Genomic DNA, 25,499 nt, shown 5'->3' with positions numbered 1-25,499 from the left:
GGCGGTCTTGCGGCTATTCCGCGGAACCGGAAACTCCGGATGCCATGGCTGACCGAGGCTGTCGCCTCGAGCAACCAAGCCATGTCGGACCCTCCAGTTTGACGTCAGACTCGACCGCAAACGGCAAACCGGAACATTGCACTCCGGCTCATTCTAGACGCGGTGCGCCGCCTTGATCATGTCTGCGGCGCGTTCACCGATCACGACGCAGGGCGCCATCGTGTTGCCGCTGGTGACCTGAGGCATGATCGACGCATCGGCGATCCGAAGCCGCTCGATGCCGTAGACCTTCAGGCGATGGTCGACCACCGACATCCGATCGCGCCCCATCTTCGCGGTGCAGGACTGGTGCCAATAGGTGACGGCGGCGCTTCGCGCGAACTGCTGCAGCCCTGCGGCGTCACATTTCCCCGGCAAGACTTCGCGCGTCACCAGACCGCCGAACACCGCGCTGTTGCCGAGGTCGCGGCACAGTTCGATGCTCAACCGCGCCATCGCGAGGTCGTCGGGATGCGACAGCGTGTTGGCGTCAATCAGAACCGGATCGCCTGCATCGGGTCCCGACAGTCGCAGCGTTCCACGACTCTTGGGTTGCGCCAATCCTGCGAACATCGTCCAGCCGTGCTTCGGCACGCCGAGCGCAGCCGTCTCGGCGCTGGGCACCGGAAACTGGACCTGACAGTGAAACATGTCCGGCCGGTCGAGTGCGGGATCGCTGGTCCAATACAAGGTCGCTTCCGAGCCGCCGTGCCCGATCTGCTGCGGCTCGCGATACTCGAAGATGCAGCCGAACGACACGTGATCCTGATGGTTCTGGCCGACTCCGGGAAGATGAGCGACGATAGGAATGCCGTGCCGCCTCAGTTCGTCCTCCGCTCCGATGCCGGACTGCATTAGCAGCTTCGGCGTGTTGATCGCGCCAAGCGACAGGATGACTTCCCGATCGGCGTAGTAGCGGCGTCGATGCGAGCCGGCGACGACCTCTACGCCGACGACCGTCGTGCCCGAAAACACCAGCTTGCTGACCGTGGCATGCGGCAGCACCGTGAGATTGGGCTGTCCCAGACGCGGCTGCACGTAACTGCGGAAGATCGACGCGCGCCGTCCGTCCCGAACAGTCAGTTCGGAGATCGCAGCGCCGCCGCGACCTTCCATCATCTCGCCGTTGGGCGAGTCGAACGCCGGTACGCCCAACGATGCCGCGCCCTCGACCATCGCCAAGGCAACCGGCTGCGGATTCGCCGCCGATTTGACATGGACCGGTCCACCGCGGCCTCGGCGCAGCGGATCGGGCGCGCCCTGCCAGTCCTCGATCCGGCGATAAATGCCCAGCACCGACTCGTAGCCCCAGGCGGGATCGCCCGCCTCCTGCGCAAAATACTCCCAATCGTTCTTGTGACCTCGTGCCCACACCGAGACGTTAATACTTGAACTTCCGCCGAGGACCTTTCCCATGCTGAGCGGGATCGAACGGCCGTTGAGGTGCGGGTTCGCTTGGGCAACGAAGCCCCAGTCGCGCTCCGAGCCGAGATTGAGTGGCCACTGGGCGGGGTCCATCACCTCCGACACATCGTCGCTTCCGCCCGCCTCGATCAACAGCACGCGGACCTCGGAGTTCTCCGCCAGTCGTGAGGCGACCACCGACCCGGCAGAACCGGCACCGCAAACGATGAAATCATAGTGGCCTTCGGCTTGGCCGGCGCCAAGCGGTCCGGCTGAATCCATTGCGAGACTGGAAATCGTCATGCGGGAGCACTCCGTTGGATTGTGTGGAGATGAGTGGGGAACGTGAGGTTGACTGAATTGGCGGCCCTAAGCGTCCGGAGCGCTTGTTGCATCGTCGGCGGGACGCCGAACTCGCATCTGCTTCGTGCAGGCGATTGCCAGTCCGATCACAATGACAGCAGCAACGAGGATGGTCGGGGCTTTGCCGAGGTGCACGAGAGCAAGCCCGACCGGCGCGGACGCTTGGCCACTGAACAGCAGCGACAAGGAGTGCAGCGACCGCGCTGTCCGGGCAGCCTGGAAATGGACGCGAGATTTGATCATTCGAGTCTCCTTGATCAGAGCCTCAAAGTATCAAATCTATCAAATTTAGCAATTACATCACTTTTATTTGATTCCGCCGGTATGATAATTAGATGTCGCTCAATGCCTCGCGGTTACGATGACGGGCGGGAGGCCCAAGGGACAGCGATCGATGGAACCGGACGTTCTGACCACCTCACAAGCGGCGAAACTGCTCGGAATCTCGGTGCGTACCGCGCAATTGCTCGTCGAAAGCGGATCGCTGACCTCGTGGAAGACCCCGGGCGGCCATCGACGCGTATCCCGCGCCGATGTGATCGCGCTGATGAAGCAGACGAATCCCGCCGTCGCGGCTGCATCTGCGGTGGTAGTCGTCCTGGCTCCGACTGCCCGGCTCCCGCTTTACGAACGGCAACTGTCTTCCGCCGCCGAATGCTCCGGTGACCTGCATAGTGAGGCTCTATCGGCGTCCTTTGCCGTCGGTGCACGACTTCCAGCCGCTGTCGTGGTCGATCTGAGTGAGGACAACGCCGAGCGCCGCGCGTTTCTCGGCAATCTCACGGCCAATCCGGCCGTTGGGCCCGCGCGGATCATTGTCGTGGGCGGTCCGGCAATGCGCGAAGCGGATGCCAACAGCGGACCGGCGCGCATCGACTCGCCGCAGGACCTCCCCGAGGCGCTGAGGAAGATACTAATGGACGCCCCCGAGGTGGCTCCAATTGGAATGTCACAGGGCTTCCCAGTGCCTGCGAATGAGGGCCAGCGGTTGATCGCCTTGGAGCGCACTGGCCTCGTCGACACCGCACCGGAGGAAACCTTCGATCGTTTGACTTGGCTCGCGAGTCGGAATTTGGGGATGCCAATCTCGCTGATGACGCTGCTGACCCCGGACCGGCAATGGTTCAAATCCCGTCAGGGGCTCGGCATGCGTGAGACTCCGCGTAGCTGGGCGTTCTGCAACGAGACGATCCTGCAGCGGGGGGTGTTCAGCGTCGAGAATTTGGCGGTCGACAAGCGCTACGCGAGCAATCCGGCGGTAGCGGGCGACCCGCATTTTCGTTTCTACGCCGGCGCGCCGGTGCTCGATCGCAATGGATTTCCACTGGGCTCGATCTGCGTGATTGACTACGAGCCGCGCAAGCTCAATTCGGAGCAGACACAAACGCTCAGCGCACTGGCCGCGCTGGCGTCGGACGAGGTCCGCCTGCGTGCCGCCGACCGCGAGCTTCGTTGGGCTCTGACCGAGCTGGGTCGCACGCGTAAGCCCTGAGGCATCGGCGACACCAGCTCAAGACAACCGCGGCTCGCCGACGCTCGCATCCGCCGGCGGCCGCGCCTTCAGAATTCGCGCCAGGACCAGCCCGAGCGCGAGCATGGTCGCGCCCGCGATCAGCAGCGTCGGCACCTTGCCGAGATGACCGAGCCCGAACCCATAGGCGATCGGCCCGGTCGTCTGACCGATGAAGAAAAAGAACGAGTGCAGCGACATCGCGGTGCCGCGCGCCGTCTCGGTGAGCTCGCTCGCGAAAACCTGAATGCAGCCGTGCAGCATGTAGAATCCCATGCCCATGGCGACGAAGCATGCCGCTTGCGCCTGCCAGGACGGGCCGAAGGCGATGATGGCGAGCTGCAGGCCGACCAGCGCGCCGCCGGCGATCATCATGCCGTTGACGCCGAGCCGCGGCAGCAGACTTCCGACCGTGAGCGTGTAGATCAGCCCGCCGACCGCGAAGCCGGCGATCACCAGCCCCGCCACGGCCAGAGATTCCTGACCGAGCTCGTGCAGAAACGCGGCGACGTAAGGGAACGTGCCCATCACGCAGGTGCCCTCGATCAGCACCGCGGTGAAACAGATCGCCGCGTTCGGATTGCTGAAGATGGTCCGATAGCTGCGACGCAAGCCGGCGAAATCCATCGGCGCCCCGGCACTGATCGGCTTGCCGCGAAAGCCGAATGCCACTGCCAGCGCGGCGACGATCACCAGCAGTCCCAGCACGGTGAGTACGCCGCGCCAGCCCATCACGTCGCCGATCACGCCGGACGCCGTCGCGCCCAGCAGATTGCCGGTCATCGAACCGCCGAGCACCCGGCCGATCGCGACCTGCCGCCGCTCGGGTTCGACCAGATCGCCGGTCAGCCCCAGCGCCACCGGAAACACCCCGCCCGAACCGATCCCAGCCAGGATGCGGCACAGGAACAGCAGTTCGAACGACGTCGCCATCGCGCCGAGCAGGCTCGCAAGGCCGAGCAGCGCCAGGCACACGATCATCAGTCGCGCCTTGCCGAATATGTCGGCGAGCGCGCCGATGGCCGGCTGCACGACAGCAAAGGTAAAAGCGGAGACCGCCGCGAGCCCGGCAGCCGTCGTGATCGGAACGGTAAATTCAGCGGCGATGCGCGGTAAAACCGGATCGAGCGCCCGTGTCGACAGGCTGGCGGCGAACCCTGACAGCGCGATGATGTTGAGCGCCGGCGGCAGGCCCGCCCGAGCGTCCCTGCCACCAGTTTGCCACATCACACAGCGCCGACGCCGGGACGCCTTTTTGCCAACGCGTCGAACTCCATCAGCGTCCGCAGCAGGCCCTCGAAGTCGCGCAGCGGCACCATATTGGGCCCGTCAGACGGCGCGTGATCGGGGTCCGGATGAGTCTCGATAAACACCCCGGCGACGCCGACCGCGACGGCGGCGCGCGCCAGCACAGGCACGTATTCGCGCTCGCCGCCCGAGGACGTTCCCTTGCCTCCCGGCTGCTGCACCGAGTGCGTCGCGTCGAAGATCACCGGCGCGCCCGTGGTCTTGGCCATGATCGGAAGCGCGCGCATGTCGGAGACGAGCGTATTGTAGCCAAACGAAGCGCCCCGCTCGGTGACGAGCACTTTCGGATTGCCCGCATGCGTGATCTTCGCCACCACGTTGCCCATATCCCAAGGCGCTAGAAACTGGCCCTTCTTGACATTCACGACTTTGCCGGTCGCCGCCGCGGCGAGTAGCAGATCGGTCTGTCGGCAGAGGAACGCCGGGATCTGCAGGATATCGACCGCCTCCGCAGCACGCGCGCAGTGCTCGTTCTCGTGCACGTCCGTCAGGACGGGAAGTCCGGTGCTCTCGCGGATCTCGGCGAAGATCGGCAACGCCGCGTCGAGCCCGATGCCCCGCGCGCTGGCAGCGCTGGTGCGATTGGCCTTGTCGAACGAGGTCTTGTAGACGAGCCCGATGCCAAGCCGGTCCGCGATCTCTTTCAGCGCGCCAGCGACTTCCAGCGCATGCGCCCGGCTCTCGAGCTGACACGGCCCCGCGATCACCGATAGCGGCAGCGCGTTGCCGAATTTGACGTTGCCCGCAGACACGACTGACGCGGGCGCAATGCTCTTGTTCAACGGACCATTCCTTGTTCGAAGATCAACGTCGCGCCGTACACATCCGGGACGACCAGCCGGCCCATATGACGCGTCGCCGCGATGCCGCTTTGCTGCATCAGGGGTTCAACCACGGCCAGGTCTTCCACCGCAATCCGCAATCCGGAGAACCGTGCCCCCGTAATGTCAGCGGCGACATCCACGCCGTACTGATCGCGGAACGACACCGGTTCCACGATCGCGAGATCGCCGCGTGGTGTCCGCGCGGTGATGCCGATCGACGAGGCATGCAGATCGCGCAGCCCGGTGAAGGCGGTGAGAAAGATATGATGATCCGTCGGGCTGTCCGCGACCATTACGGCTCCGCGAACCGAGCGCGCGCCATTGCGGTGAAGTTGAAACGCCGGATTCCAGAAATTCTCAGGATGCAGATGCTGACAGACCGCAAAGCCTGCATTCGGCGACAGTGGATCGCGGGCGAATGCCAGCGAAAAGCCGAGTTCGGCAATGCTTCCGTCCGGTCGCTGCCCCTGACGCGCAAATGTGAAGACACCGCCCCCGCCGATGCCGGCGGCCTCGTAGTTGTGGGCATCTGCAGCCGCATCGCTGCTGGCGAGCAGCAGCATCGACAGCCCTTCGCGTTCGGACAGATAGTCGCGCTGGAAGGCGCCGAACGAAAACGCATCCGGACGGTGAGGCGCGATTTTCTCCGGCTCCGCGACCGTGAGAAGTTCGACGAAGAACCCGTCGAGCTGCACGATCCGATTATGCGTGCCCCAGGGATGTCGATTGCGCGCACCGACGTTGAAGCCGAGCTGCTGATACGCATCGGCCGCCGCGTCGAGGTCGCGTACGGCATGGACGAAGTGGTCGAGGCCACCGGACATCAGTGTGCGACTTTCATCCGCAGGCAACGACTACTTCATCGCCGAGAACGCCGTCGGCGTCAGGAGCTGATTGGCGATGTTCTCGACGATCTGGCCATCTTCCTCACTCTTGGCCCGCGCCGTCAGCCATTCCGGGTCCGTCACGAAAGCAGTCCATTTCTGGTCCCGCTCGGCGAGACTTTCCCACAGCAGGAAATAGGTGAGCTCCTGGTTCGAGGCGCCGACGAGCGTGGTGAAAAAGCCGGCGGGACGGATGCCGTGCTTATCGAACAGCTTCAGCGTGACCGTTTCGAACCGCTTCAGCAGCGCGGGCAGACGACCGGGCACGCAGCGATATGTCCTGGACTCGTAAATCATGCGAAGCCTCCCCTTGCGGCCGCGCGGCGGCTGCCGTGTTGTGGCAACAATTGGCGGGAAGGTCAAAGCAACCGGACGCGCACAGCACCGCGTCCGCCGCATGGCAAGAGCGCACGATGGCCGCCGTAGCGGAGTTCGGGGGAAGCGCTAGCGCAGCTTCGGCGGCGGAATTTCGCCCGCCGATAGGGCAATGTGTGAATCGACCAGATTGACTTTGGCAGCCGGATCGGCCCCGAACAGCTGCCGAAACGTGTCCGGACCGAGCAGTCTCGCCGCTTCGTCGATCAGATCCTGATTGCGGGCATTCAACGCCAGCGCGCTCGGTTGACCATGGCCGGGCCAGGCCCGAGCCGCGAATTGCTGGACCTCGGCTCGGAGTTGAAGCAGCCGACCAAGTTTGGCCGGGTCGCCGGCCAGCAACGCAACGGCACGCTTCTCGAATTCATCAGGCTCCGGCACAGGTTCGTCGCGCGCCATCGTCAGTCCTTCTGGGCGGCCCGGCCCTGCCACCAGCTGCTGTGCAGTACAGGACGCAATCTTGGCCGACCAAGCCGTCTGCTGCAGACCATACGTGCCGTAGATGAAGCTACTCAACGGATAGCCGCGGGCGTTATGCACCGTCAGCGGCGTCGAACCGCCTCCCCCGCTCGCATACAACACCTGATTGGCCAATTGGTGGCAAACGCCGTCGACGCCATAGTGATAGATGGTCCCGCGTGCCAACGACGTAGTCCGCGAGTCCAGATTGGGCCGCACCAGACATTGCGCCACGGCGAGGTCGCCGGCTTGCTGCCCCAGCGCGCCGCTCTTGTTCACCGGCGTTCCGCCTACCGCATGGAACGAGCCCCAGCAGTACCAGAAGAATTGGTGGTCTCCGACCACCTCGGTGATCGTCGGGTAGGCGTGTATGCGATTGTCGTAGCTGGTGACCCACGTATGGTCGACGGGCGATTCCGAGTCCCAGGCGGGAATCGCCCATGCGAATAGCGTGACCGGCTGTACCATTTCGGGACCTTCGATCGCTGGATCGTTGCTAAGCACGCGTTGGTTGACGTTGCGAGCATCAACTACCGTTAATCGAATGTCTGTCCGGGAAGCGACACAGATACGTTCCAATATCGTGAAAATTCGAACCGGTTCACGACGAGGCGACACAACCGCAGGCCCGCCGCTGCGTTGAAGACTGCAGACATCCGTGCTCGAGTGTCGATGGAGACGCCGTAATGAGAATTCCCCTTGTCCTCGCCCTGCTGATCCTCGCAGCGGCGCCAGCTGCCGCACAAACGCCGGGCGTCGTCACGGGCGGCAGCGACAACGTGACGGTCAACGGTAAGCCGGCTGGGCGCGTGGGCGATACGACATCCGATGGATCGATCGTGGAAGGCTCAAGCAACGTCTTCATCAACGGCAAGCCCGCCGCGGTGATGGGCGGCAAGACCAATTGCGGCGGCGCTGTTGTCGGCGGCGGCACCAACGTGTTCATCAATGGCAAACCGATGGCACGCGCGGGCGACGCAACGTCCGGCTGCAAGTAACGTCTCCGCGTCGCCCAGATCCGCAATGTCAGTTCCGTTCAGGCCACGCCCCGCCACCCGCGCGCGTTTTGCACCTCTTGTCGTCGTCGCCCTCGCCATCACCCCGGCGCTCCCGATTTTCACGATGTCCGATGCGGGCGCGCAGCAGCGCGGTGCGCCGACCGAGCGGGAACTGGTGGCGAAAATCAACGATGCCTTTCGCACGCTGCAGGCAGGCGACCGCGACGGCGGCCGACAGCGCCTCACTGCAGCACTGCGCGCGGTCCGTGACAGCAACTACCCCGCGCTCACCATCCAGGCTTATCTGAACGCTGTCACCTTCTTCGAGCGCCGCCGCGATACGACGACCGCTTCGGAGCTGTTCGCCGAGGCCGCGAACACACGCGCCGCACGCGAGAGCAGCCCTGACGCAACCACGCTGTGGTTCGAATACGCCCGCTTCCTCGAGCGCACGATCCAATACGAGCGCGGCATTCCGGTCGCCGTCGAGGCCCGCAAGCGGATGCGCGCGAGCTACGGGGCGAACAGCGCGCAGGATATCGCCGGTAGCGACATCCTCGCGACGCTGCTGACCAACAACGGTGCCGTGGCGGCGGGCCTCAATCTGTCCGAAGAGACTTATCTCGGCGCTCGCCGGGCGCTCGGTGACAAAGAGCCCCTGACCTGGCGCACTGAGAACAACTACGCCGAAGCGCTACGCATGGTAGGCCATCCCGACCTTGCCGCCAAAATCGACGCCCCGCTGCTCAAGAAGCGGATCGCCCATTATGGTGTCGGAAGCATCCAGGCGCTGGTCAGCGCCAGCAACCTTGCGCTCGATCATCTGGCGATGGGCAACGAGGCCGAGACCATGCAGGCGCTGGCGCTGCAGAAACGCTGCGCGGCCGAGCTCGCCGATCCGACCTCCGAACACGTCGCCCAGGCCGACACCTGGATCGCCTACGCCAAGGCCTACTTTCATCCCGACCGCGCGCTTAGTACTCTGGAACTGGAAGCGATGGCGCGGGTCAAGGACTGGAACGGCGCGCCGGACCTGCTGCGGATCAAATCCGCTCAACTCGCCGCCGATCACTACGAGCGCCGTGGCGACACCAGCCGCGCACTGGCGCTGCGGATCGACGCCTATCACCGCTCGCAGGAAACGATCGCGCGGCAGCATCCGATGACATTCGACGCGCTGCTCGGCGTCGCGGTCACCCGGCTGAAGCGTGGCGACGCCGATGCGCTAGCGACCTTCAAGGATGTCGAGCAGCAATCGTTCAACTGGATGCTGCGGGAGGTCGGCACTGCCGGCAACCGCTATGTCGCCGAAACGATGCGCAAGCTCGCCGATGACATCCTCTACGAATATGGCCGCTACGCGCTGGTCGATCCGGCAGCTGCCGTGGCCTATGCGGATGAGGTGTCCCGTTGGAAAACCATGGAAGACGGTGAACGCACACTGCTGCGGCTCACGCTCGACCGCCTGCACGATCAGCCCACCCGCGATCTGGCGCGGACCGTATTGCGGCTGTCCGGTCAGCGGCAGGAGATGCTGTCGTCCGGCAAACTCGACGACGATGCCCGCGACGTCCTGAAGCGACTTGAAGAAGCGCGGCAGCAATTGGCCGCGCGCGCCGCCACGAAACCGCCCGCCGGCGTCCAGTTGCCCTCCGTCGAGGACAAGCTCGCGCCGAGCGACGCGCTCGTGGACTTCTTCGTCAGCGGTCGCGGCAGCCGGATCAATCCGACCGAACCCAAGCCAGCGGCGAGGCTGCAGGCCGTGGTTCGCCGCGCGGGCAAACCGCCGCAGGTGATCGATCTCGGTGAGCTTGATGGCTTCACCGCCCCTGACGTTAGTGAGGCGGATCGCACCCAGCCGTTCCGTCGCCTGTACGACATGCTGATCGGGCCGCTGAAGCCGCACCTCGCGGGAGTGACGAGGTTGTTTCTCGTACCGGACGCCGACCTCTACAGCCTGCCCTTCGCGATGTTACGGGACGGCAACGGCCATTATCTAGACGAGGTCTATGAGACTCGACTCCTGACTCGCGCCGACGCCATCATGTTCGCAAGCCAGGACGACAGACTGATCGCAGGTACCAGGGCGGTGCTGGTCGGCGGTCTCGACTACGCTGGCGCAGCCAGTCAGCTCCCTTCGACCAAGACCGAGATCGATCGCATTGCGCCCGACCTGCAACGCCGCGACATCGCCCGCGTGACCATGACCGGTGACGCCGGAGAAACCGCAATCCGCGACAAGGCCGAGGGCGCTGCTCTGGTTCATCTCGCCACCCACGGCTTCTACAAAGCCGCGACCGACCGCACCGACGCGATGTGGCGTAGCGGGCTGGTCGCCGCGCGTCCTCAGCTCGACCGACCGCCCCGGCGCGACGGCGAGGACGGCGTGATCTACGCCCGCGAGCTGATGGACTGGAATTTATCGGCCGCCGACCTCGTGGTGCTATCCGCCTGCCAGACCGCGCTCGGCGATCCGAGCCGGATCGGCAGCGTCCGCGGCCTCCCCACCGCGCTCGCCATCGCCGGAACCCGACGCTCGCTGCTGACGCTGTGGGAAGTCAGCGACGAAGGCACGGCGAATTTCATGGCGCGGCTGTACCAGGTGCTCGCCGACGAGAACCTCGACTACGCGTCGGCACTGCGCAAAGTTCGCATCGAAGCGATCCATGGCAAGATCAAAGCCGCCGAAGACCCGTCGGTGTGGGCAGCGTTCGTGCTGTTCGAGAATTGATCAGCGTGTGCATTGCCGATCCCAAGCAACACCGCCCGTCATGCCACGGCCCCGTGTGCCGCGTTCGTACGGAGGCTGCCGCGGTCCAAATCGTAGATGGCCGGGACAAGCCCGGCCAGACGAAGTGAACTCCCGACTCATCAGATGATATTCCGTTGCCGCAGCTCGACATCGGGTCGGCTGGTTAAACCAGCCGGCTCTGCACCAATGCCGCACCGATGAAGGACGAGAACAACGGGTGCGGATCGAACGGGCGCGACTTCAGTTCGGGATGGAACTGCACGCCGATAAACCAGGGGTGATCCTCGTATTCGACGATTTCCGGCAGCACGCCATCCGGCGACATGCCGGAAAAGCGCAGGCCATGCTGCTCCAGCCGATCCTTGTAGGCGGTGTTGACTTCGTAGCGGTGGCGGTGGCGCTCCGAGATCTCCGTTGCGCCGCCATAGATCTCCGACACCCGGCTGCCGCGCTTCAGCGCCGCCGGGTACGCACCAAGCCGCATCGTGCCGCCGAGGTCGCCGGCCTGCGAGCGCTTTTCCAACTCGTTGCCGCGGACCCACTCGGTCATCAGGCCGACCAGCGGCTCCGGCGTCGGGCCGAACTCGGTCGAATTGGCATGCTCGATGCCGGCGAGATTGCGCGCCGATTCGATCACCGCCATCTGCATGCCGAAGCAGATGCCGAAATACGGGACGTTGCGCTCGCGGGCGAAACGCGCCGCTTCGATCTTGCCCTCTGCGCCGCGCTGGCCGAAGCCGCCCGGGACCAGGATGCCGTTGACGTGCTCGAGGAAAGGCGCCGGGTCCTCGTTCTCGAATACTTCGCTCTCGATCCAGTCGAGATTGACTTTCACCTTGTTGGCGATGCCGCCGTGGCTGAGCGCCTCGATCAGCGACTTGTAGGCGTCCTTCATGCCGGTGTACTTGCCGACGATGGCGATCGTCACGGCGCCTTCCGGATTGCGGACGCGTTCGTTGATCTCGTGCCAGCGCGCGAGCTGCGGCGGCTCCTTGGCGGCGATCGCGAAGGCCGCCAGCACTTCGTCGTCGAGCCCGGCAGCGTGATACGCCTCCGGCACCGCGTAGATATTGTCGACGTCACGGGCTTCGATCACGGCGCTTTCGCGGACGTTGCAGAACAGCCCGAGCTTGCGCCGCTCCTCTTTGGGGATCTCGCGATCGGTGCGGCACAGCAGGATATCGGGCTGGATGCCGATCGAGCGCAGTTCCTTGACCGAATGCTGGGTCGGCTTGGTCTTCAGCTCGCCGGCGCTCGGGATGTAGGGCAGCAGCGTCAGGTGGATGTAGATCACATCGCCGCGCGGCAGGTCGTTCTTGATCTGGCGGATCGCCTCGAAGAACGGCAGGCCCTCGATGTCGCCGACCGTGCCGCCGATCTCGACGAGCACGAAGTCGTAGCCGTCATTGTCGCTGAGGACGAAGTCCTTGATGGCGTTGGTGACGTGCGGAATCACCTGGATGGTGGCGCCGAGGTAGTCGCCGCGACGTTCCTTGGTCAGGATGTCCTGATAGATCCGGCCGGTGGTGATGTTGTCCTGCTTGGTTGCAGGCCGCCCGGTGAAACGTTCGTAGTGGCCGAGATCGAGATCGGTCTCGGCGCCGTCGTCGGTCACGAACACTTCGCCGTGCTGATACGGCGACATCGTTCCCGGATCGAGATTGAGATAAGGGTCGAGCTTGCGAAGGCGGACCTTGTAGCCCCGCGCCTGCAGCAGAGCACCGAGTGCCGCTGATGCCAGACCCTTGCCGAGCGAGGAAACCACGCCGCCGGTGATGAAGATATACCGCGCCATGGGACTTTACCTTTAAGGCCCTAGGTCCGATTCGCAAAAGCGATTCGTTCCCCGCGGGCAGTTTTCCAAACGCCTGTGGGTGACGCTGAAAGCTCAGCGCCTTCATACGATTACGAGCGGCAGCTCAGAAATTCCCGAGCTGCCGCTAACGCATGCCGGCAATGCTTATTGTGACTGCGGCGGAGCGGGAGCCGCCGGGGTCTGGCTTTGCTGCTGGTCCGACTGCTTCAGACTGTCGAGCAGACCGCCGCCCTGGGGCATCGGCGCCGCCGGGGCGCCAGGCGCCTGCTGGGCCGGAACCGAGGTCGGCAGGATCGACGTCGGCTTGCGGTTGTAGGTCGCCAGCCAGGACAGCGACAGGCTGGTGATGAAGAACCCGGCCGCCAGAATCGCAGTCGTGCGGGTCAGCAGATTCGCAGTGCCGCGGCTGGACATGAATCCGCCACCTCCTCCGACGCCGAGGCCGCCGCCTTCGGACTTCTGCAGCAGCACAGCGCCGATCAGGCCGAGGACCAACATCAGGTGGATGACGATAATGACAGTCTGCATAGCACCCTTCCATCACAAGCCCGGACCGCCGAAAGGCCAGCTGGGCGCCGGCGCGAGCTGCTCGACAGGCTTGCGGGATCAACGAAGTCGCGCGGTGTCTACACGATCGATGGGGGCATTGTCACCCCCGGACGGTCCCAGACCCACGCCGATAAAGCGTTCGGTTCGCTCACAGTTAGGGGCAGCCGGCGGCGATCGCAAGGAAGTCCGACGCCTTCAGGCTGGCTCCGCCCACCAGCGCGCCATTGACGTGCGGCACGGCCATTAGCTCGCGCGCATTCGAGGGCTTTACGGAGCCGCCGTACAGCAGCCGCATCTGTGCGCCTTCCGCATCGAAGCGCTGCGTCAGCGTCTGGCGGATAAAGCCATGAACTTCCTCGACATCCTCGGCCGTCGGGGTCATGCCGGTGCCGATCGCCCAGACTGGCTCGTAGGCGACGACGAGATTCGCCGCGGTGGCGCCGTCCGGCAGCGAGCCGGCGAGCTGACCGGCAACGACGTCGAGCGTGTGGCCGGCATTGCGTTCGCCCTGCGTCTCGCCGACGCAGACGATCGCCACCAGCCCTGCCCGCCACACCGCCTGGGCCTTGCTGCGCACGATCGCGTCGGTTTCGGCATGGTCGGCGCGGCGCTCGGAGTGACCGACGATGATGGCGCGTGCGCCAGCATCGGCCAGCATCTCGGCCGAAATGTCGCCCGTATGCGCGCCAGACGCGTTGACGTGACAATCCTGAGCGCCAATCGCGACCTTCAGCTTGCCGTCCGCATTGGCGGCCGCGAGCGTATCCGCAAAGGCGGAGATCAGGGTGGCCGGCGGGCACACCAAGAGGTCGATTCCCGACGAGAGCTGCGCCGCGCCCGCCAAAATCGCCTCGAATTCGGATGACGACGCCTTGAGGCCGTTCATCTTCCAGTTTCCGGCAATCAACGGACGAACGGCGTGGACCGGCATGGACACTCTCACGTTTTAGGGTTGCACAATGTCGCTAGCAGAGCCGTTTGCGATGCTCAAGGCCGCGTGATCGCGCAGCCACGCGGAGCGGGAAAACCGCTTCGAGAACGGTAGCCGTGGCGGGAGTCGTGCGTCGCCGCGGTCGGTTGCGACGCTTTCTCCGCCATTTTATGATGGATTTCCAAGCCGGCGACGCTAATTTGCGCCTCCGCGCGCCAGAGCGCGGCCGGTTCCCTCCTGCAAAAAAGTGGCTCCATGCTTCGCGGAATTCGCAACGCCTCATCCAACTGGGTCGGCAAGACCATCATGACCATTGTGATGGGCGTGCTGATCATCAGCTTCGGTGTGTGGGGCATTGCCGACATCTTCCGCGGATTCGGCCGGTCGACACTGGCCACGATCGGCAGCACCGAGATCAGCACGGAGCAATTCCGCCAGACCTATAACGACCGGCTGCAGCAGATCGGCCGCCAATTCGGCCGACCGCTCACGCCCGACCAGGCACGCTCCTTCGGCATCGACCGCCAGGTGCTGCAGCAGGTAATCGCCGAAGCCGCGCTCGACGAACAAGCGCGCCGGCTCGGCCTCGGTCAGTCGGACGAAGAGACGATGAAGAGCATCCTGGCGGATCCGAACTTCAAAGGCGTGGGCGGAGCGTTCGACCCGAACCGCTTCCAGCAGGTGATCCGTCAATTCGGCTTCACCGAACAACGCTACATGACCGAACAGCGCAAGGTCGCGTTGCGCCGTCAGATCGCCGGCACTGTCACGGCGGGCCTCGCGGTCCCCAACACGATGCTGCAGGTGGCAAGCCAGTTCCAGAACGAGCAACGCGCGATCGACTACCTGAAGCTCACCGAAGGGCAGGTCGGCACCATCGACCCGCCCTCCGCCGAAGTACTCGCGGCCTATTACCAGCAGCATAAGGCGCAGTTCCGCGCTCCCGAGTATCGCAAGATCGCGTACGTCGTGATGACGCCCGACTCGGTGGCGAAGTGGACCGACGTGTCGGACGCCGACGCCCGGAAGGTCTATGAGGAGCGCAAGGACAAGCTGTCGACGCCGGAGCGGCGGCAGGTATCGCAAATGGTGTTCCCGAATGCCGAAGAGGCAGAGGCCGCTCGCAAAAAGATCGCCGACGGCGCCTCGTTCGACGACATCGCGACGCAGCGCGGCCTGAAGCCTGCCGATGTCGAGCTCGGCCTCGTCAGCAAGGCCGACATGCTCGATCCGGCCGTGGCGAACGCCGCGTTCTCGCTGCCAGCGGGCGAAGTCAGCCAGCCGATCAAGGGCGCATTCGGCACGGCGCTGGTCCGGGTCTCCAAGATCGAGCCGGGCGTGCAGCCGAGCTATGAAAGCGTCGCGCAGACCATCAAGCGTGAGATTGCTCTCGACCGCGCGCGCGCCGAAGTGCAGACTCAGCACGACAAGATGGAAGACGCTCGCGCCGGCGGCGCCAACGTGGTCGAAGCGGCCAAGACGCTGGGCCTGACCGCCGTGACGATCGAGGCCGTCGATCGCTCCGGCCGCGGCCCCGACGGCCAGCCGGTCAAGGACATCCCGCAGGGTCTCGACCTCGCGACCCAGGCTTTCAATGCCGATGTCGGCGTCGACACCGACGCGATCAGCTATCAGAACGGTTATGTCTGGTTCGACGTGCTCGGCGTCACGCCGTCGCACGAGCGCAACCTCGACGAGGTCAAGGATCAGGTCGAAGCCCGCTGGCGCGCCGAACAGATCACCGAGCGGTTGCGCAAGATGGCGACCGAGTTGGTGCAGAAGCTCGGCACCGACGGTAAGCTCGCCGACGTAGCCCCGGCCGGCGTCAAGGTCGAGACTGCCACCGGCCTTAAGCGCGAGGGCACCACCACCGTGCCGGCAAGCGTCGTCGAGGCCGTCTTCAAGACGGCCAAGGACGGCACCGGCCAGAGCCAGGGCGGCACTGGCACCGAATGGTTCGTCTTCCGCGTCACCGACATCACGGTGCCGCCGGTCGACCTCGCGTCCGCCGATGTGACCAAGCTGAAGGACGCCCTGGTCCAGCGGATCACCGACGAGCAGGTCGGCGAATATATCGCTTGGCTCGAGAAGGACCTCGGCACCAAGATCAACGAGCAGGCGGTGGCGCAGGCGACGGGGGCGGCAAGCAACTGACGCAGCTGTCTTGCGTCGGTGTCGCCGGGTGGGGACATGATTGATTTCAAAGCAGTAATCGGCAAGGTCGCGACCGGAGCAACGCTCACGCGGGACGAGGCCGCGAGCGCGTTCGACGCCATGATGTCGGGCGACGCCACGCCCTCCCAGATGGGCGCCCTGCTGATGGGCCTGCGGGTCCGCGGCGAGACCGTCGACGAGATCACCGGCGCCGTGACCACGATGCGGTCCAAGATGCTGACCGTGGACGCGCCGGCGGACGCGGTCGACGTGGTCGGCACCGGCGGCGACGGCTCCGGCTCGGTCAACGTCTCGACCTGCACATCCTTCATCGTCGCCGGCTGTGGCGTGCCGGTCGCCAAGCACGGCAACCGCGCGCTGTCGTCGAAATCCGGCGCCGCCGACGTGCTGGGTGCGCTTGGCGTCAAGATCGATATCACGCCCGCCCAGGTCGGCCGCTGCGTCCACGAGGCCGGCATCGGCTTCATGTTCGCGCCGACGCATCATCCGGCGATGAAGAACGTCGGTCCGACACGGGTCGAGCTCGCGACCCGCACGATCTTCAACCTGCTCGGCCCGCTGTCGAATCCGGCCGGCGTCAAGCGCCAGATGATCGGCGTGTTCTCGCGGCAATGGGTGCAGCCGCTGGCGCTGGTGCTGAAGAATCTCGGCTCCGAGTCGATCTGGGTGGTGCATGGCTCCGACGGCCTCGACGAGATCACCCTCTCCGGCCCGACCGCCATCGCGCAGCTCAAGAACGGCGAGATCACCAGCTTCGAAATCAGCCCGGAAGATGCCGGCCTGGCGCGCGCGCCCGCCGAAGCGCTGAAGGGCGGCGACGCCGAGGCCAACGCGGTCGCGCTGCGCGCCGTGCTGGAAGGCATGCCCGGGCCGTACCGCGATGTTGCGCTGCTCAACGCCGCGGCGACGCTGATCGTTGCCGGCAAGGCCAAGGACCTGAAGGAAGGCGTCGCCCTCGCCACGCAGTCGATCGACAGCGGCGCCGCGGAAGCACGGCTGAAGAAGCTGATCGCTGTCTCCGCGGCGGCCTGAAATACCAGTGGCCGTCATGCCCGGGCTTGTCCCGGGCATCCACGCCTTCGGGCCGGCGCAACGGTGAAGGCGTAGATGGCCGGGACAAGCCCGGCCATGACGAGAAAATAACCCGATCAAGCAGTAGGTAGCAGAGCCGTGTCCGACATCCTGACCAAGATCGAGGCCTACAAGCGCGAGGAAATCGCGGTCGCCAAGCGCGAGCGCCCGCTCGCCGGACTGGAGGCGATCGCACGCGAAGGGGCGCCGCCGCGTGGTTTCGTCCGGGCGCTGCGCGCCAAGCATACGGCCGGCGACTACGCGCTGATCGCCGAGATCAAGAAGGCCTCACCGTCGAAGGGACTGATCCGCGCTGATTTCGATCCGCCGGCGCTCGCCAGGGCTTATGAAGACGGCGGCGCGGCGTGCCTGTCGGTACTCACCGACACACCGTCGTTTCAGGGCAGCCTGGACTATCTGGTGGCGGCGCGCGCGGCTGTGTCGCTGCCGGCGCTGCGCAAGGACTTCATGTACGAGCCGTATCAGGTCGTCGAGGCCCGCGCCTATGGCGCGGACTGCATCCTGATCATCATGGCGGCGCTCGACGACGCTGAAGCCAAGGACATCGAGGACGCCGCGTTCGATCTCGGCATGGACGTGCTGATCGAGATCCACGACGGCGCCGAACTCGACCGTGCGCTGAAGCTGCGCTCGCCGATGATCGGCGTCAACAACCGCAATCTGCGCACGTTCGAAGTCACGCTCGCGACCAGCGAAGCGCTGGCGCCGCGGATCCCGCAGAACCGCCTGATGGTCGGCGAGAGCGGCATCTTTACCCCGGCCGATCTTGCCCGGCTCGCCCGCGTCGGCATGTCGACCTTCCTGGTCGGCGAAAGCCTGATGCGCCAGGACGACGTCACCGCCGCCACGCGGACGCTGCTGGCGAAAGCGGCCTGAGGCGAGCGATGGCGAAGACCTCAAAAACCTCGAAGACGGCTAAAGCCAGAGCCGCAGCCCCCGCCCTCACCCACATCGGCGCCAGTGGTGAGGCGCATATGGTCGATGTGTCGGACAAGCCGGCGACCGAGCGCGTCGCCGTCGCCGAGGGGCGCGTGGTGATGAAGCCGGCGACGCTCGATCTGATCCTCAGCGGCGATGCCAAGAAGGGCGACGTGCTCGGCACGGCGCGGATCGCCGGCATCATGGCGGCGAAGCGCACCTCGGAGCTGATTCCGCTATGCCACCCACTTGCGCTATCCAAAGTCACCATCGACATCACGCCGGACAACAAGCTGCCGGGCTGCATCGTCCGCGCCACCGCCAAGGTGAGCGGACCGACGGGCGTCGAGATGGAAGCGCTGACCGCGGTCTCGGTCGCGTGCCTGACGATCTACGACATGATCAAGGCCGCTGAACGCGGCGTGCGGATCGAAGGCATTCATCTGCTCGCCAAGACCGGCGGAAAGTCGGGTGATTACGTCGCGGACGCGCGATCCAAATAGGCGTAAGCTCGGCGCCGACCCGCAGGGAGCGCGCCGATGCCCACAGACTCAGCCTCTCCGCTCCTGATTGGCCTCAGCGAGGTCGAAGCCGGCGCACGGCTGAAGGACGAGGGCTTCAACGAATTGCCGCGTTCGGACCGGCGCACGGTGTTCGGCATCGTGCTGGAGGTGGTGCGCGAGCCGATGCTGGCACTGCTGCTCGGCGGCGGCGCAATCTACCTCGTGCTCGGCGACTTCAAGGAAGCGCTGATCCTGCTGGTATTCGCCAGCCTGTCGGTGATCATCACCGTTGTCCAGGAGAGCCGCACCGAACGCGTGCTGGAAGCGCTGCGCGACCTCACCAGCCCGCGCGCGCTGGTGATCCGCGACGGAGACCGCAAGCGCATCGCCGGTCGCGACGTGGTGCGCGGCGATCTCCTGGTGCTATCGGAAGGCGACCGCGTCGCCGCCGACGCGATGTTGCTGCAGGCCGACGACATCCAGGCCGACGAGTCGCTGCTGACCGGCGAGTCATTGCCGGTCCGCAAGATCGCGCGGAACGAGGCCGGCGACGCCCTCGCACAACGCCCCGGCGGCGACGATCAGCCGGTCGTTTATTCCGGCTCGCTGATGGTCCGCGGCAGCGGCATCGCCGAAGTAATCGCGACCGGCGCGCGCAGCGAGATCGGCAAGATCGGTCAGACGCTCGGCACCATGCAGACCGAGCCGCCACGGCTGCAGACGCAAACGCGCAAACTGGTCCGCGTGTTCGGCCTGATCGGAGGCGCGTTCAGTATCCTCGTCGTCGTGCTGTACGGCACCTTGCGTGGCGGCTGGCTCGACGCGGTGCTGGCCGGCATCACAGTCGGCATGTCGATGCTGCCGGAGGAATTTCCGGTCGTGCTCACCGTGTTCATGGCGATGGGTGCTTGGCGGATCTCGCAGGCCCGCGTGCTGACGCGCCGCGCCGCCGCGATCGAGGCGCTCGGCTCCGCCACGGTGCTGTGCACCGACAAGACCGGCACACTGACCGAGAACCGGATGTCGGTGGCCGAATTGCGTTCGCCGACCGGCGAAACCTTCCGCCCGCGCGCCGACGGCGATCTGCCGCCGGCGTTTCGCAATCTGCTCGACACTGGCCTGCTCGCCGCCGCACCGGATCCGTTCGACCCGATGGACCGCGCATTGCACCGCCTCGCCGACGAGCATCTCCCCGGCGGCGCGGGCGCAAGAAGTCTCGTGCACTCCTACGGGCTGCGCCGCGACCTGCTGGCGATCACCCAGGTCTGGCGGGATCCGGACGACATCGGCAATTTCGTCGTGGCGGCCAAAGGCGCGCCGGAGGCGATCGCGCGGATGTGCGGTCTCAGCGATGCAGACCTCCAACAACTATCCGGCATGGTCGATGCGATGGCCGCCGACGGGCTGCGCGTTCTCGGCGTGGCCCGCGCGGCGCATCCGAACGACGATTGGCCGGAGACGCAGCTCGGCTTCGGCTTTGCGTTTCTCGGCCTCGTCGGCCTCGCCGATCCGCTGCGCGAGGCAGTGCCGGCCGCGGTCGCCGACTGCCGCACCGCGGGCATCCGCGTGGTGATGATCACCGGCGACTATCCGGCGACGGCGCGCGCGATCGCGCGCGAGGCCGGGATCGCGTCCGAAACGAGTATCACCGGCGACGAGATCGCGCGGCTCGATGACGCCACGCTGGCGCAACGCCTGAAGAGCACCACCGTGTTCGCCCGGATCATGCCGGAGCAGAAGCTGCGCATCGTCGAGGCGCTGAAGGCAGACGGGGAAGTCGTCGCGATGACCGGCGACGGCGTCAACGATGCCCCGTCGCTGAAGGCCGCGCATATCGGCATCGCGATGGGCGGCCGCGGCACCGACGTCGCCCGCGAGGCGTCCTCGATCGTGCTACTCGACGACGACTTCGCCTCGATCGTCAAGGCGATCCGGCTGGGCCGGCGGATCTACGACAATCTGGTCAAGGCGATGGCCTTCATCTTTGCCGTGCATGTCCCGATCGCCGGCCTCGCGATCCTGCCGTTGCTGTTCGGTCTGCCGATCCTGCTCGGCCCGATCCACATCGCGTTTCTCGAGATGATCATCGATCCGGTGTGCTCGATCGTGTTCGAGGCCGAGACAGCCGAGGACGACGTGATGCTGCGCAAGCCCCGCGCCCCCGAGCAGCCACTGTTCAGCGGCGCTCTGATCGGCTGGGGGCTCGTGCAAGGCCTGCTGGTGTTCGCGCTGGTCGCCGGCGTGTTCGTGATCGGCCAGTTCCGCGCGATGCCGGAGACCGAACTCCGTGCCCTGACGTTCTTCGCGCTGGTGCTGAGTTTCGTCTGCCTGATCTTCGTCAATCGCTCATTCTCGACCTCGATCCTGGCGGCGCTGCGCCGCCCCAATCCAATGCTCGGCGTGGTGCTGGCCATCGTCGCCGGAGTGCTCGGCCTCAGCCTTGCCTGGCCGTGGCTGCGTGAGCTTTTCCGATTTGGGCCGCTGCACGGTGACGATCTGGCTCTCACCGCCGGTGCAGCGCTGGCGGTGCTGATCCTGCTGGAGCTGATCAAGCCGCTGTGGCGCGGCCGGCTCGGTGGTGCGCCGTCGCGGCGACCGGTGGAGGCCTGATCGCCGCGACGGTCAGCTAAGCTACGCCGACATTCGCTGAACCGCCTGACGGTCGATCACGAAGCGGCTGGTATTGGCGCAGTCCTCGCAACGATAAGTATGGCGTTCGAATTCAAAACTGCGCCCGACCGGTCGCGGCTCGACGCGCGCGAGCCGCATCGTCGCGCCGCATACGGGGCAGCACGCGGGATCGAACGTGGTTTGATTGTTGCGCCAGACCATAGTGCCTCCTCCCCACTGGCTCGCTGTGCTCGAACGGCAGACCGTCGTCGCGGTGGTCCACACTGTTCAGCCTGATCGCAGCTCCGCCTTTCGGCGGCGGCTCGTCGTCGTCGAGCCGGCGCAGCGCCGCCAGGATCGCGGCGAGCGGAACGGTCCGGTTTGAACCCGGCACCGCGCGCAGCCACGGCCGCTGCTCGATCGCGTTGGCGTCGGACGCCCATGAGGAGAGAATGGCCCGCTTGTCCGCGGTGCCCAGCGCGTCGTCGCGCAGCACCTGATCGGGGTGGTCATACCCCGTTGCGGGACGGTCGAGAGCGGGATGGTCGAGGATGCCCGGAACACCGCGGATCTCCGGGATGGTATCGGTCGTCATCTGCATTGCTATCCTCCCGAGCTACTCCTTTCAGAACGGGACGGTTCGAAAATTAGAAAAGTCGGCCGCCCTTTCAAGACCCCACCACGAAATTTTTGCGGACCTGCGCATCCGTGTACCAGCTCCCCTCTTGACGCCATCGAGAGCGTTCCCAGATCGAAGGCGCGCCCGCGACGGCGCGGGTGCGCTTCTGGTTTCTCAGTTCGAATGAGCAAGATCGGAATGAGGAGGCATCCATGAATGTGCGCGAGATGATTCCCTGGGGGCGTAGTCAGTCCGCTGTCCCGTCCTTGACCAGCGATCCGTTTCTGTCGCTGCACCGCGAAATGAACCGGCTGTTCGACGACGTCTTCCGCGGCTTCGATGCACCGGGGCTGGCGAACCGCTTCCCGGCGCTGAGCGGCTCATGGCCGAAGCTGGAAATTGCCGACACCGAGAAAGAGCTGACGATCTCGGCCGAAGTCCCCGGCATGGAGGAGAAGGATATCGAAGTCCTGCTCGACGATGGCGCGCTGACGATCCGTGGCGAGAAGACGTCGGCTACCGAGGATAAGGACAAGCGGTTCAGCGAGCACTTCTATGGCAAGTTCGAGCGCCGTATCCCGATCGACGCGGTCATTGCGGCGGATAATGTCAGCGCCTCTTTCAAGAACGGGGTTCTCTCGGTGACCTTGCCGAAGAACGGCCCCGCGCCGTCTTCGGCCAAGCGGATCGCGATCCAGCCCGGCAAGTAAGCGGCAGTCCGGGCCTAAACGATTTGTTTATCATCAAGCCGTCTACGCCGGGACAATCCTGCATTGTCCCGGCGTGTCGGATTTCGGCGCAAACAGAATTTAACAACTTCGGGGTGCAATCTCTGCGCGAAGGTATTTTCACCGGCAGCGCGAGACTGGGTGATGAGACAAGAGCGCCGATTTGCACGTGTACGCCCGAACGCAAGTGCAGCGAGCCTGATCGTCGGTCCAAAGCTGCCGGTCGTGGCCTGCAATGTGGTCGATTACTCGGCTGGTGGCGCCTGCGTCGAGTTGAACGCCAACATCACCCTGCCCCAACGTTTCGAACTGCTGCACGGCGGCACGAAAAAGAAGTGTCGCATGGTCTGGAAGCGCGACCGACGCGTCGGCGTCGCATTCTGACGTCAGGCGCGTCAGCGTTGCAAGTCCGGCGGCAGCGGCGGGTTTTCGCGCAGCAAGATGATGGTCACGCGCCGGTTGGCGGCGATCGTGGGCGCCTCCGGAAAGAGAGGCTCGCCGTCGCCCTTCCCGGCCACTGACATCACCCGGTTCGCCGGCAGTCCCTCGCGCTTCAGGATCTGTCGGACCACATTGGCGCGGCCGGTGGAGAGGTCGAAAGCGTCGTAGTCTTCGTTGCCAGCAACCGCCACGGCGGCGGTATGTCCGACGATTGAAATCCGCAGCGCCGTCGCGCGCAACGGTCCGGCGAGGCGGGCGATTAGCAGCCGTGCATTTTCATAGGGCACCGCCGACCCATCCGGAAACATCGGCCGGCCGTCCTGATCGGTCAGTTCCAGATTGAGTCCCGCCGGGGATTCCTCGAAAACGACGTTCTTCGACAATTCGGCGAGTTCGGGAGAGTCCTGCAAGGCCTGCCGCAGCGATGCCGATGCGAGCGCGAACTCGCGCTCGGACTTCGCCTGCGAGGCGCCGCTGCCGGCACCGCCGGCGTCCTGCAGTTGCGGGGTTGCGCTCGACTGGTCGGGCGCCACGTTCATCTTGCTGCGAACCTTGCCCTGGACCGGCACGCCGTCGGTCTCCAGCACCCCTGAATAGCGCGACTCCTGCTGCACGCCGAACGCGTCGCGCATCGAGCCGGCGACGATTTGCATCTTGTGCAGATCCTGGGTCGAGAACGACACCAGGACGAGAAAGAAGCTAACGAGGAGGCCCATCAGATCGGCGAAGGTCACGAACCACCCGTGCCCGCCGGGATGCTCTTCCTCGACCTTCTTCTTGCCGCCCGCGCGGCCACTTCCACTCAACATCGGTAATGATCCGACATCGAGCACGTGGCAAACGAGTGGTGACGTCCGACGCGCATGGCGATCGCTGCTGATGGATCCGGCGCCGCGTATGTCGAGTCTCGAACCAAGCATCGCCCCGCAGCTTCAAGGTTCTAGAATGGCACGCGTGAAAAAACGGTTGTCGTTGTTCCTCAATGTTTCCGCACCATACTAGACTTCCGTCGGCATCTCGCCCCGGCGCCTCGATCCTGCTAGGTCTCTGGTATGAAAACCTCCCTGTCTCCCGGCGCGGCTGATGCACTGTTGTTCGATATCGGCCGCGTGGTGATCGACTTCGATCTGGCGCGAACACTGAAGGCCTGGGCCGTCGAACTTGGCAGCGATCCATCGGCGATGATGATGCGCCTTGCGAACAACGACACCTTTCATCGCTACGAGACCGGACACGTCACCGATGCGGAATTCTTTGCGGCAGTCCGGGACGTTCTGGGACTACGGCTTTCCGACGACGCGTTGCGCGAAGGCTGGAATGCGATCTTCATCGGCGAGATGCCGGGCATCGGGCCCCTCCTTGCGCGCGCCGCGCAGCATTTGCCGCTCTACGCGCTCTCCAACACCAACGATGCCCACGTCGCGCATTTCACCGAGCACTACGCGCATTTGCTGGTCCACTTCCGCGAACTGTTCCTGTCGTCGCGGATCGGTCTGCGCAAACCAAACGCCGCAGCTTACGATTTCGTCGTGAGGGAGATCGGCGTGCGCCCCGACCGCATTGTGTTCTTCGACGATCTGGCCGAAAACATCGAAGCCGCGCGCGAGCATGGCCTCAAGGCCGTGCACGTCCGCTCCAGCGCGGACGTCGCGCAGGCGCTCGATCAACTGGGGCTGTCGTGACCTGCCCGAACCGCACCTGACGAATGGCCATGACCGTTGCTGCGACCGACTTAGCCTGGGATCACCCGAGCCCGTTCACACTAACCATGGTGCCCGGCCCGGCCGACATCGACGGGCTCAATCACACCAACAACTCGGTCTATGTGCGCTGGTGCGACAGCGTCGGCTGGGCGCATTCGGAGGCGCTCGGACTCGCGCTTGCCGACTGGCAGCGGATCGACCGTGCGATGGCGATCCGACGGGGCGAATACGACTACCTGCTGCCGAGCCATCTCGGCGACGAGCTGCTGCTCGGGACCTGGATCTACGGCAGTGACGGCAAACTGGTGATGGAGCGGCGCTTCCAGCTGATCCGCCCAAGCGACGGCGCCACCGTCATGCGCGGGCGCTGGCAACTGGTTTGCATCGAAATGTCGAGCGGCCGCCCACGCCGCCTGCCCCCGGAATTCGCCGCGGTTTACCTGCCGGTGATGGTGCGGCCGAAGGACGAGCCGGCCTCCGACCAAGCGTGATGACTCA

General features: G+C 65.2%; 24 protein-coding genes. 12 read left to right on the top strand and 12 right to left on the bottom strand.

Annotated elements, in window-relative coordinates:
- Positions 1-153: 153 nt before the first annotated feature.
- Both ACFFJ6_RS20670 and ACFFJ6_RS20665 read right to left on the bottom strand, forming a co-directional pair.
- Positions 154-1,725, bottom strand: a complete 1,572-nt coding sequence (locus ACFFJ6_RS20670; protein WP_378392237.1) for a GMC family oxidoreductase — start codon at positions 1,723-1,725, stop codon at positions 154-156.
- 87 nt (positions 1,726-1,812) lie between these two features.
- Positions 1,813-2,049 (bottom strand): hypothetical protein, encoded by a 237-nt coding sequence (locus ACFFJ6_RS20665; protein WP_378391348.1) that lies wholly within the window; start codon positions 2,047-2,049, stop codon positions 1,813-1,815.
- A gap of 151 nt (positions 2,050-2,200) precedes the next feature.
- Here ACFFJ6_RS20665 and ACFFJ6_RS20660 point away from each other — a divergent pair, with 151 nt between their 5' ends.
- Positions 2,201-3,298, top strand: a complete 1,098-nt coding sequence (locus ACFFJ6_RS20660; RefSeq protein ID WP_378391346.1) for an excisionase family DNA-binding protein — start codon at positions 2,201-2,203, stop codon at positions 3,296-3,298.
- A gap of 18 nt (positions 3,299-3,316) precedes the next feature.
- Here ACFFJ6_RS20660 and ACFFJ6_RS20655 read toward each other — a convergent pair whose 3' ends face one another.
- From ACFFJ6_RS20655 to ACFFJ6_RS20635, 5 genes are all read right to left on the bottom strand, one after another.
- Positions 3,317-4,543 (bottom strand): MFS transporter, encoded by a 1,227-nt coding sequence (locus ACFFJ6_RS20655; RefSeq protein ID WP_378391344.1) that lies wholly within the window; start codon positions 4,541-4,543, stop codon positions 3,317-3,319.
- On the bottom strand, positions 4,543-5,406 hold the full coding sequence (gene kdsA, locus ACFFJ6_RS20650) for a 3-deoxy-8-phosphooctulonate synthase (protein WP_378391342.1): 864 nt from the start codon (positions 5,404-5,406) through the stop codon (positions 4,543-4,545). The genes ACFFJ6_RS20655 and kdsA overlap by 1 nt, the downstream gene beginning before the upstream one ends.
- Complete coding sequence (locus tag ACFFJ6_RS20645; protein ID WP_378391340.1) at positions 5,403-6,272, bottom strand: VOC family protein; 870 nt, start codon at positions 6,270-6,272, stop codon at positions 5,403-5,405. Before ACFFJ6_RS20645 ends, kdsA begins: the two co-directional genes overlap by 4 nt.
- A 30-nt stretch (positions 6,273-6,302) precedes the next feature.
- Positions 6,303-6,629: an NIPSNAP family protein gene (locus tag ACFFJ6_RS20640; RefSeq protein ID WP_378391338.1), complete on the bottom strand. Its 327-nt coding sequence runs from the start codon at positions 6,627-6,629 to the stop codon at positions 6,303-6,305.
- A gap of 147 nt (positions 6,630-6,776) precedes the next feature.
- Entirely contained in the window at positions 6,777-7,634 is an 858-nt protein-coding gene (locus ACFFJ6_RS20635) for a hypothetical protein (protein WP_378391336.1), read from the bottom strand.
- Positions 7,635-7,852: 218 nt separating this feature from the next.
- Here ACFFJ6_RS20635 and ACFFJ6_RS20630 point away from each other — a divergent pair, with 218 nt between their 5' ends.
- Both ACFFJ6_RS20630 and ACFFJ6_RS20625 read left to right on the top strand, forming a co-directional pair.
- Entirely contained in the window at positions 7,853-8,164 is a 312-nt protein-coding gene (locus ACFFJ6_RS20630) for a PAAR domain-containing protein (protein ID WP_378391334.1), read from the top strand.
- A 124-nt stretch (positions 8,165-8,288) separates the two neighbouring features.
- Entirely contained in the window at positions 8,289-10,895 is a 2,607-nt protein-coding gene (locus ACFFJ6_RS20625) for a CHAT domain-containing protein (protein WP_378391332.1), read from the top strand.
- Between the two features lie 184 nt (positions 10,896-11,079).
- Here the strand turns inward: ACFFJ6_RS20625 and pyrG are convergent, their stop codons facing one another.
- The 3 genes from pyrG to tpiA form a co-directional block, all read right to left on the bottom strand.
- Positions 11,080-12,711 (bottom strand): CTP synthase, encoded by a 1,632-nt coding sequence (gene pyrG / locus ACFFJ6_RS20620; RefSeq protein ID WP_378391318.1) that lies wholly within the window; start codon positions 12,709-12,711, stop codon positions 11,080-11,082.
- A gap of 165 nt (positions 12,712-12,876) precedes the next feature.
- Positions 12,877-13,260, bottom strand: a complete 384-nt coding sequence (secG, locus tag ACFFJ6_RS20615) for a preprotein translocase subunit SecG (RefSeq protein WP_378391315.1) — start codon at positions 13,258-13,260, stop codon at positions 12,877-12,879.
- Between the two features lie 175 nt (positions 13,261-13,435).
- A complete protein-coding gene (gene tpiA / locus ACFFJ6_RS20610; protein ID WP_378391313.1) occupies positions 13,436-14,212 on the bottom strand; it encodes a triose-phosphate isomerase in 777 nt (258 codons plus the stop codon).
- Positions 14,213-14,467: 255 nt separating this feature from the next.
- Between tpiA and ACFFJ6_RS20605 the strand changes: the two genes are divergently transcribed.
- From ACFFJ6_RS20605 to ACFFJ6_RS20585, 5 genes are all read left to right on the top strand, one after another.
- Positions 14,468-16,366 (top strand): peptidyl-prolyl cis-trans isomerase, encoded by a 1,899-nt coding sequence (locus tag ACFFJ6_RS20605; RefSeq protein WP_378391311.1) that lies wholly within the window; start codon positions 14,468-14,470, stop codon positions 16,364-16,366.
- Between the two features lie 36 nt (positions 16,367-16,402).
- Positions 16,403-17,419, top strand: a complete 1,017-nt coding sequence (gene trpD, locus ACFFJ6_RS20600) for an anthranilate phosphoribosyltransferase (protein WP_378391309.1) — start codon at positions 16,403-16,405, stop codon at positions 17,417-17,419.
- Positions 17,420-17,557: 138 nt separating this feature from the next.
- A complete protein-coding gene (gene trpC, locus ACFFJ6_RS20595) occupies positions 17,558-18,355 on the top strand; it encodes an indole-3-glycerol phosphate synthase TrpC (RefSeq protein ID WP_378391307.1) in 798 nt (265 codons plus the stop codon).
- 8 nt (positions 18,356-18,363) lie between these two features.
- Complete coding sequence (gene moaC, locus ACFFJ6_RS20590; protein ID WP_378391305.1) at positions 18,364-18,900, top strand: cyclic pyranopterin monophosphate synthase MoaC; 537 nt, start codon at positions 18,364-18,366, stop codon at positions 18,898-18,900.
- A 36-nt stretch (positions 18,901-18,936) separates the two neighbouring features.
- Complete coding sequence (locus tag ACFFJ6_RS20585) at positions 18,937-21,510, top strand: cation-translocating P-type ATPase (RefSeq protein WP_378391303.1); 2,574 nt, start codon at positions 18,937-18,939, stop codon at positions 21,508-21,510.
- Between the two features lie 112 nt (positions 21,511-21,622).
- On the opposite strand, the gene ACFFJ6_RS20580 is transcribed toward ACFFJ6_RS20585, so the two are convergent.
- Positions 21,623-22,111 (bottom strand): hypothetical protein, encoded by a 489-nt coding sequence (locus ACFFJ6_RS20580; RefSeq protein ID WP_378391301.1) that lies wholly within the window; start codon positions 22,109-22,111, stop codon positions 21,623-21,625.
- 230 nt (positions 22,112-22,341) lie between these two features.
- Here ACFFJ6_RS20580 and ACFFJ6_RS20575 point away from each other — a divergent pair, with 230 nt between their 5' ends.
- Complete coding sequence (locus ACFFJ6_RS20575; protein ID WP_378392235.1) at positions 22,342-22,839, top strand: Hsp20/alpha crystallin family protein; 498 nt, start codon at positions 22,342-22,344, stop codon at positions 22,837-22,839.
- Between the two features lie 162 nt (positions 22,840-23,001).
- Complete coding sequence (locus tag ACFFJ6_RS20570) at positions 23,002-23,241, top strand: PilZ domain-containing protein (RefSeq protein WP_378391299.1); 240 nt, start codon at positions 23,002-23,004, stop codon at positions 23,239-23,241.
- A gap of 11 nt (positions 23,242-23,252) precedes the next feature.
- Here ACFFJ6_RS20570 and ACFFJ6_RS20565 read toward each other — a convergent pair whose 3' ends face one another.
- Positions 23,253-24,107 carry an OmpA/MotB family protein gene (locus ACFFJ6_RS20565; RefSeq protein ID WP_378392233.1) on the bottom strand — a complete coding sequence of 285 codons (855 nt, stop codon included), beginning with the start codon at positions 24,105-24,107 and terminating at the stop codon, positions 23,253-23,255.
- A gap of 243 nt (positions 24,108-24,350) precedes the next feature.
- Here ACFFJ6_RS20565 and ACFFJ6_RS20560 point away from each other — a divergent pair, with 243 nt between their 5' ends.
- Together ACFFJ6_RS20560 and ACFFJ6_RS20555 are read left to right on the top strand one after the other, a co-directional pair.
- Complete coding sequence (locus ACFFJ6_RS20560; protein WP_378391297.1) at positions 24,351-24,980, top strand: HAD family hydrolase; 630 nt, start codon at positions 24,351-24,353, stop codon at positions 24,978-24,980.
- 29 nt (positions 24,981-25,009) lie between these two features.
- Entirely contained in the window at positions 25,010-25,492 is a 483-nt protein-coding gene (locus ACFFJ6_RS20555; RefSeq protein WP_378391295.1) for an acyl-CoA thioesterase, read from the top strand.
- Positions 25,493-25,499: the final 7 nt, after the last annotated feature.

This window comes from Rhodopseudomonas telluris (assembly GCF_042432815.1).
In the GTDB taxonomy this organism is placed as follows: domain Bacteria; phylum Pseudomonadota; class Alphaproteobacteria; order Rhizobiales; family Xanthobacteraceae; genus Rhodopseudomonas; species Rhodopseudomonas telluris.
This window is presented reverse-complemented; position numbering and strand designations above follow the sequence as displayed.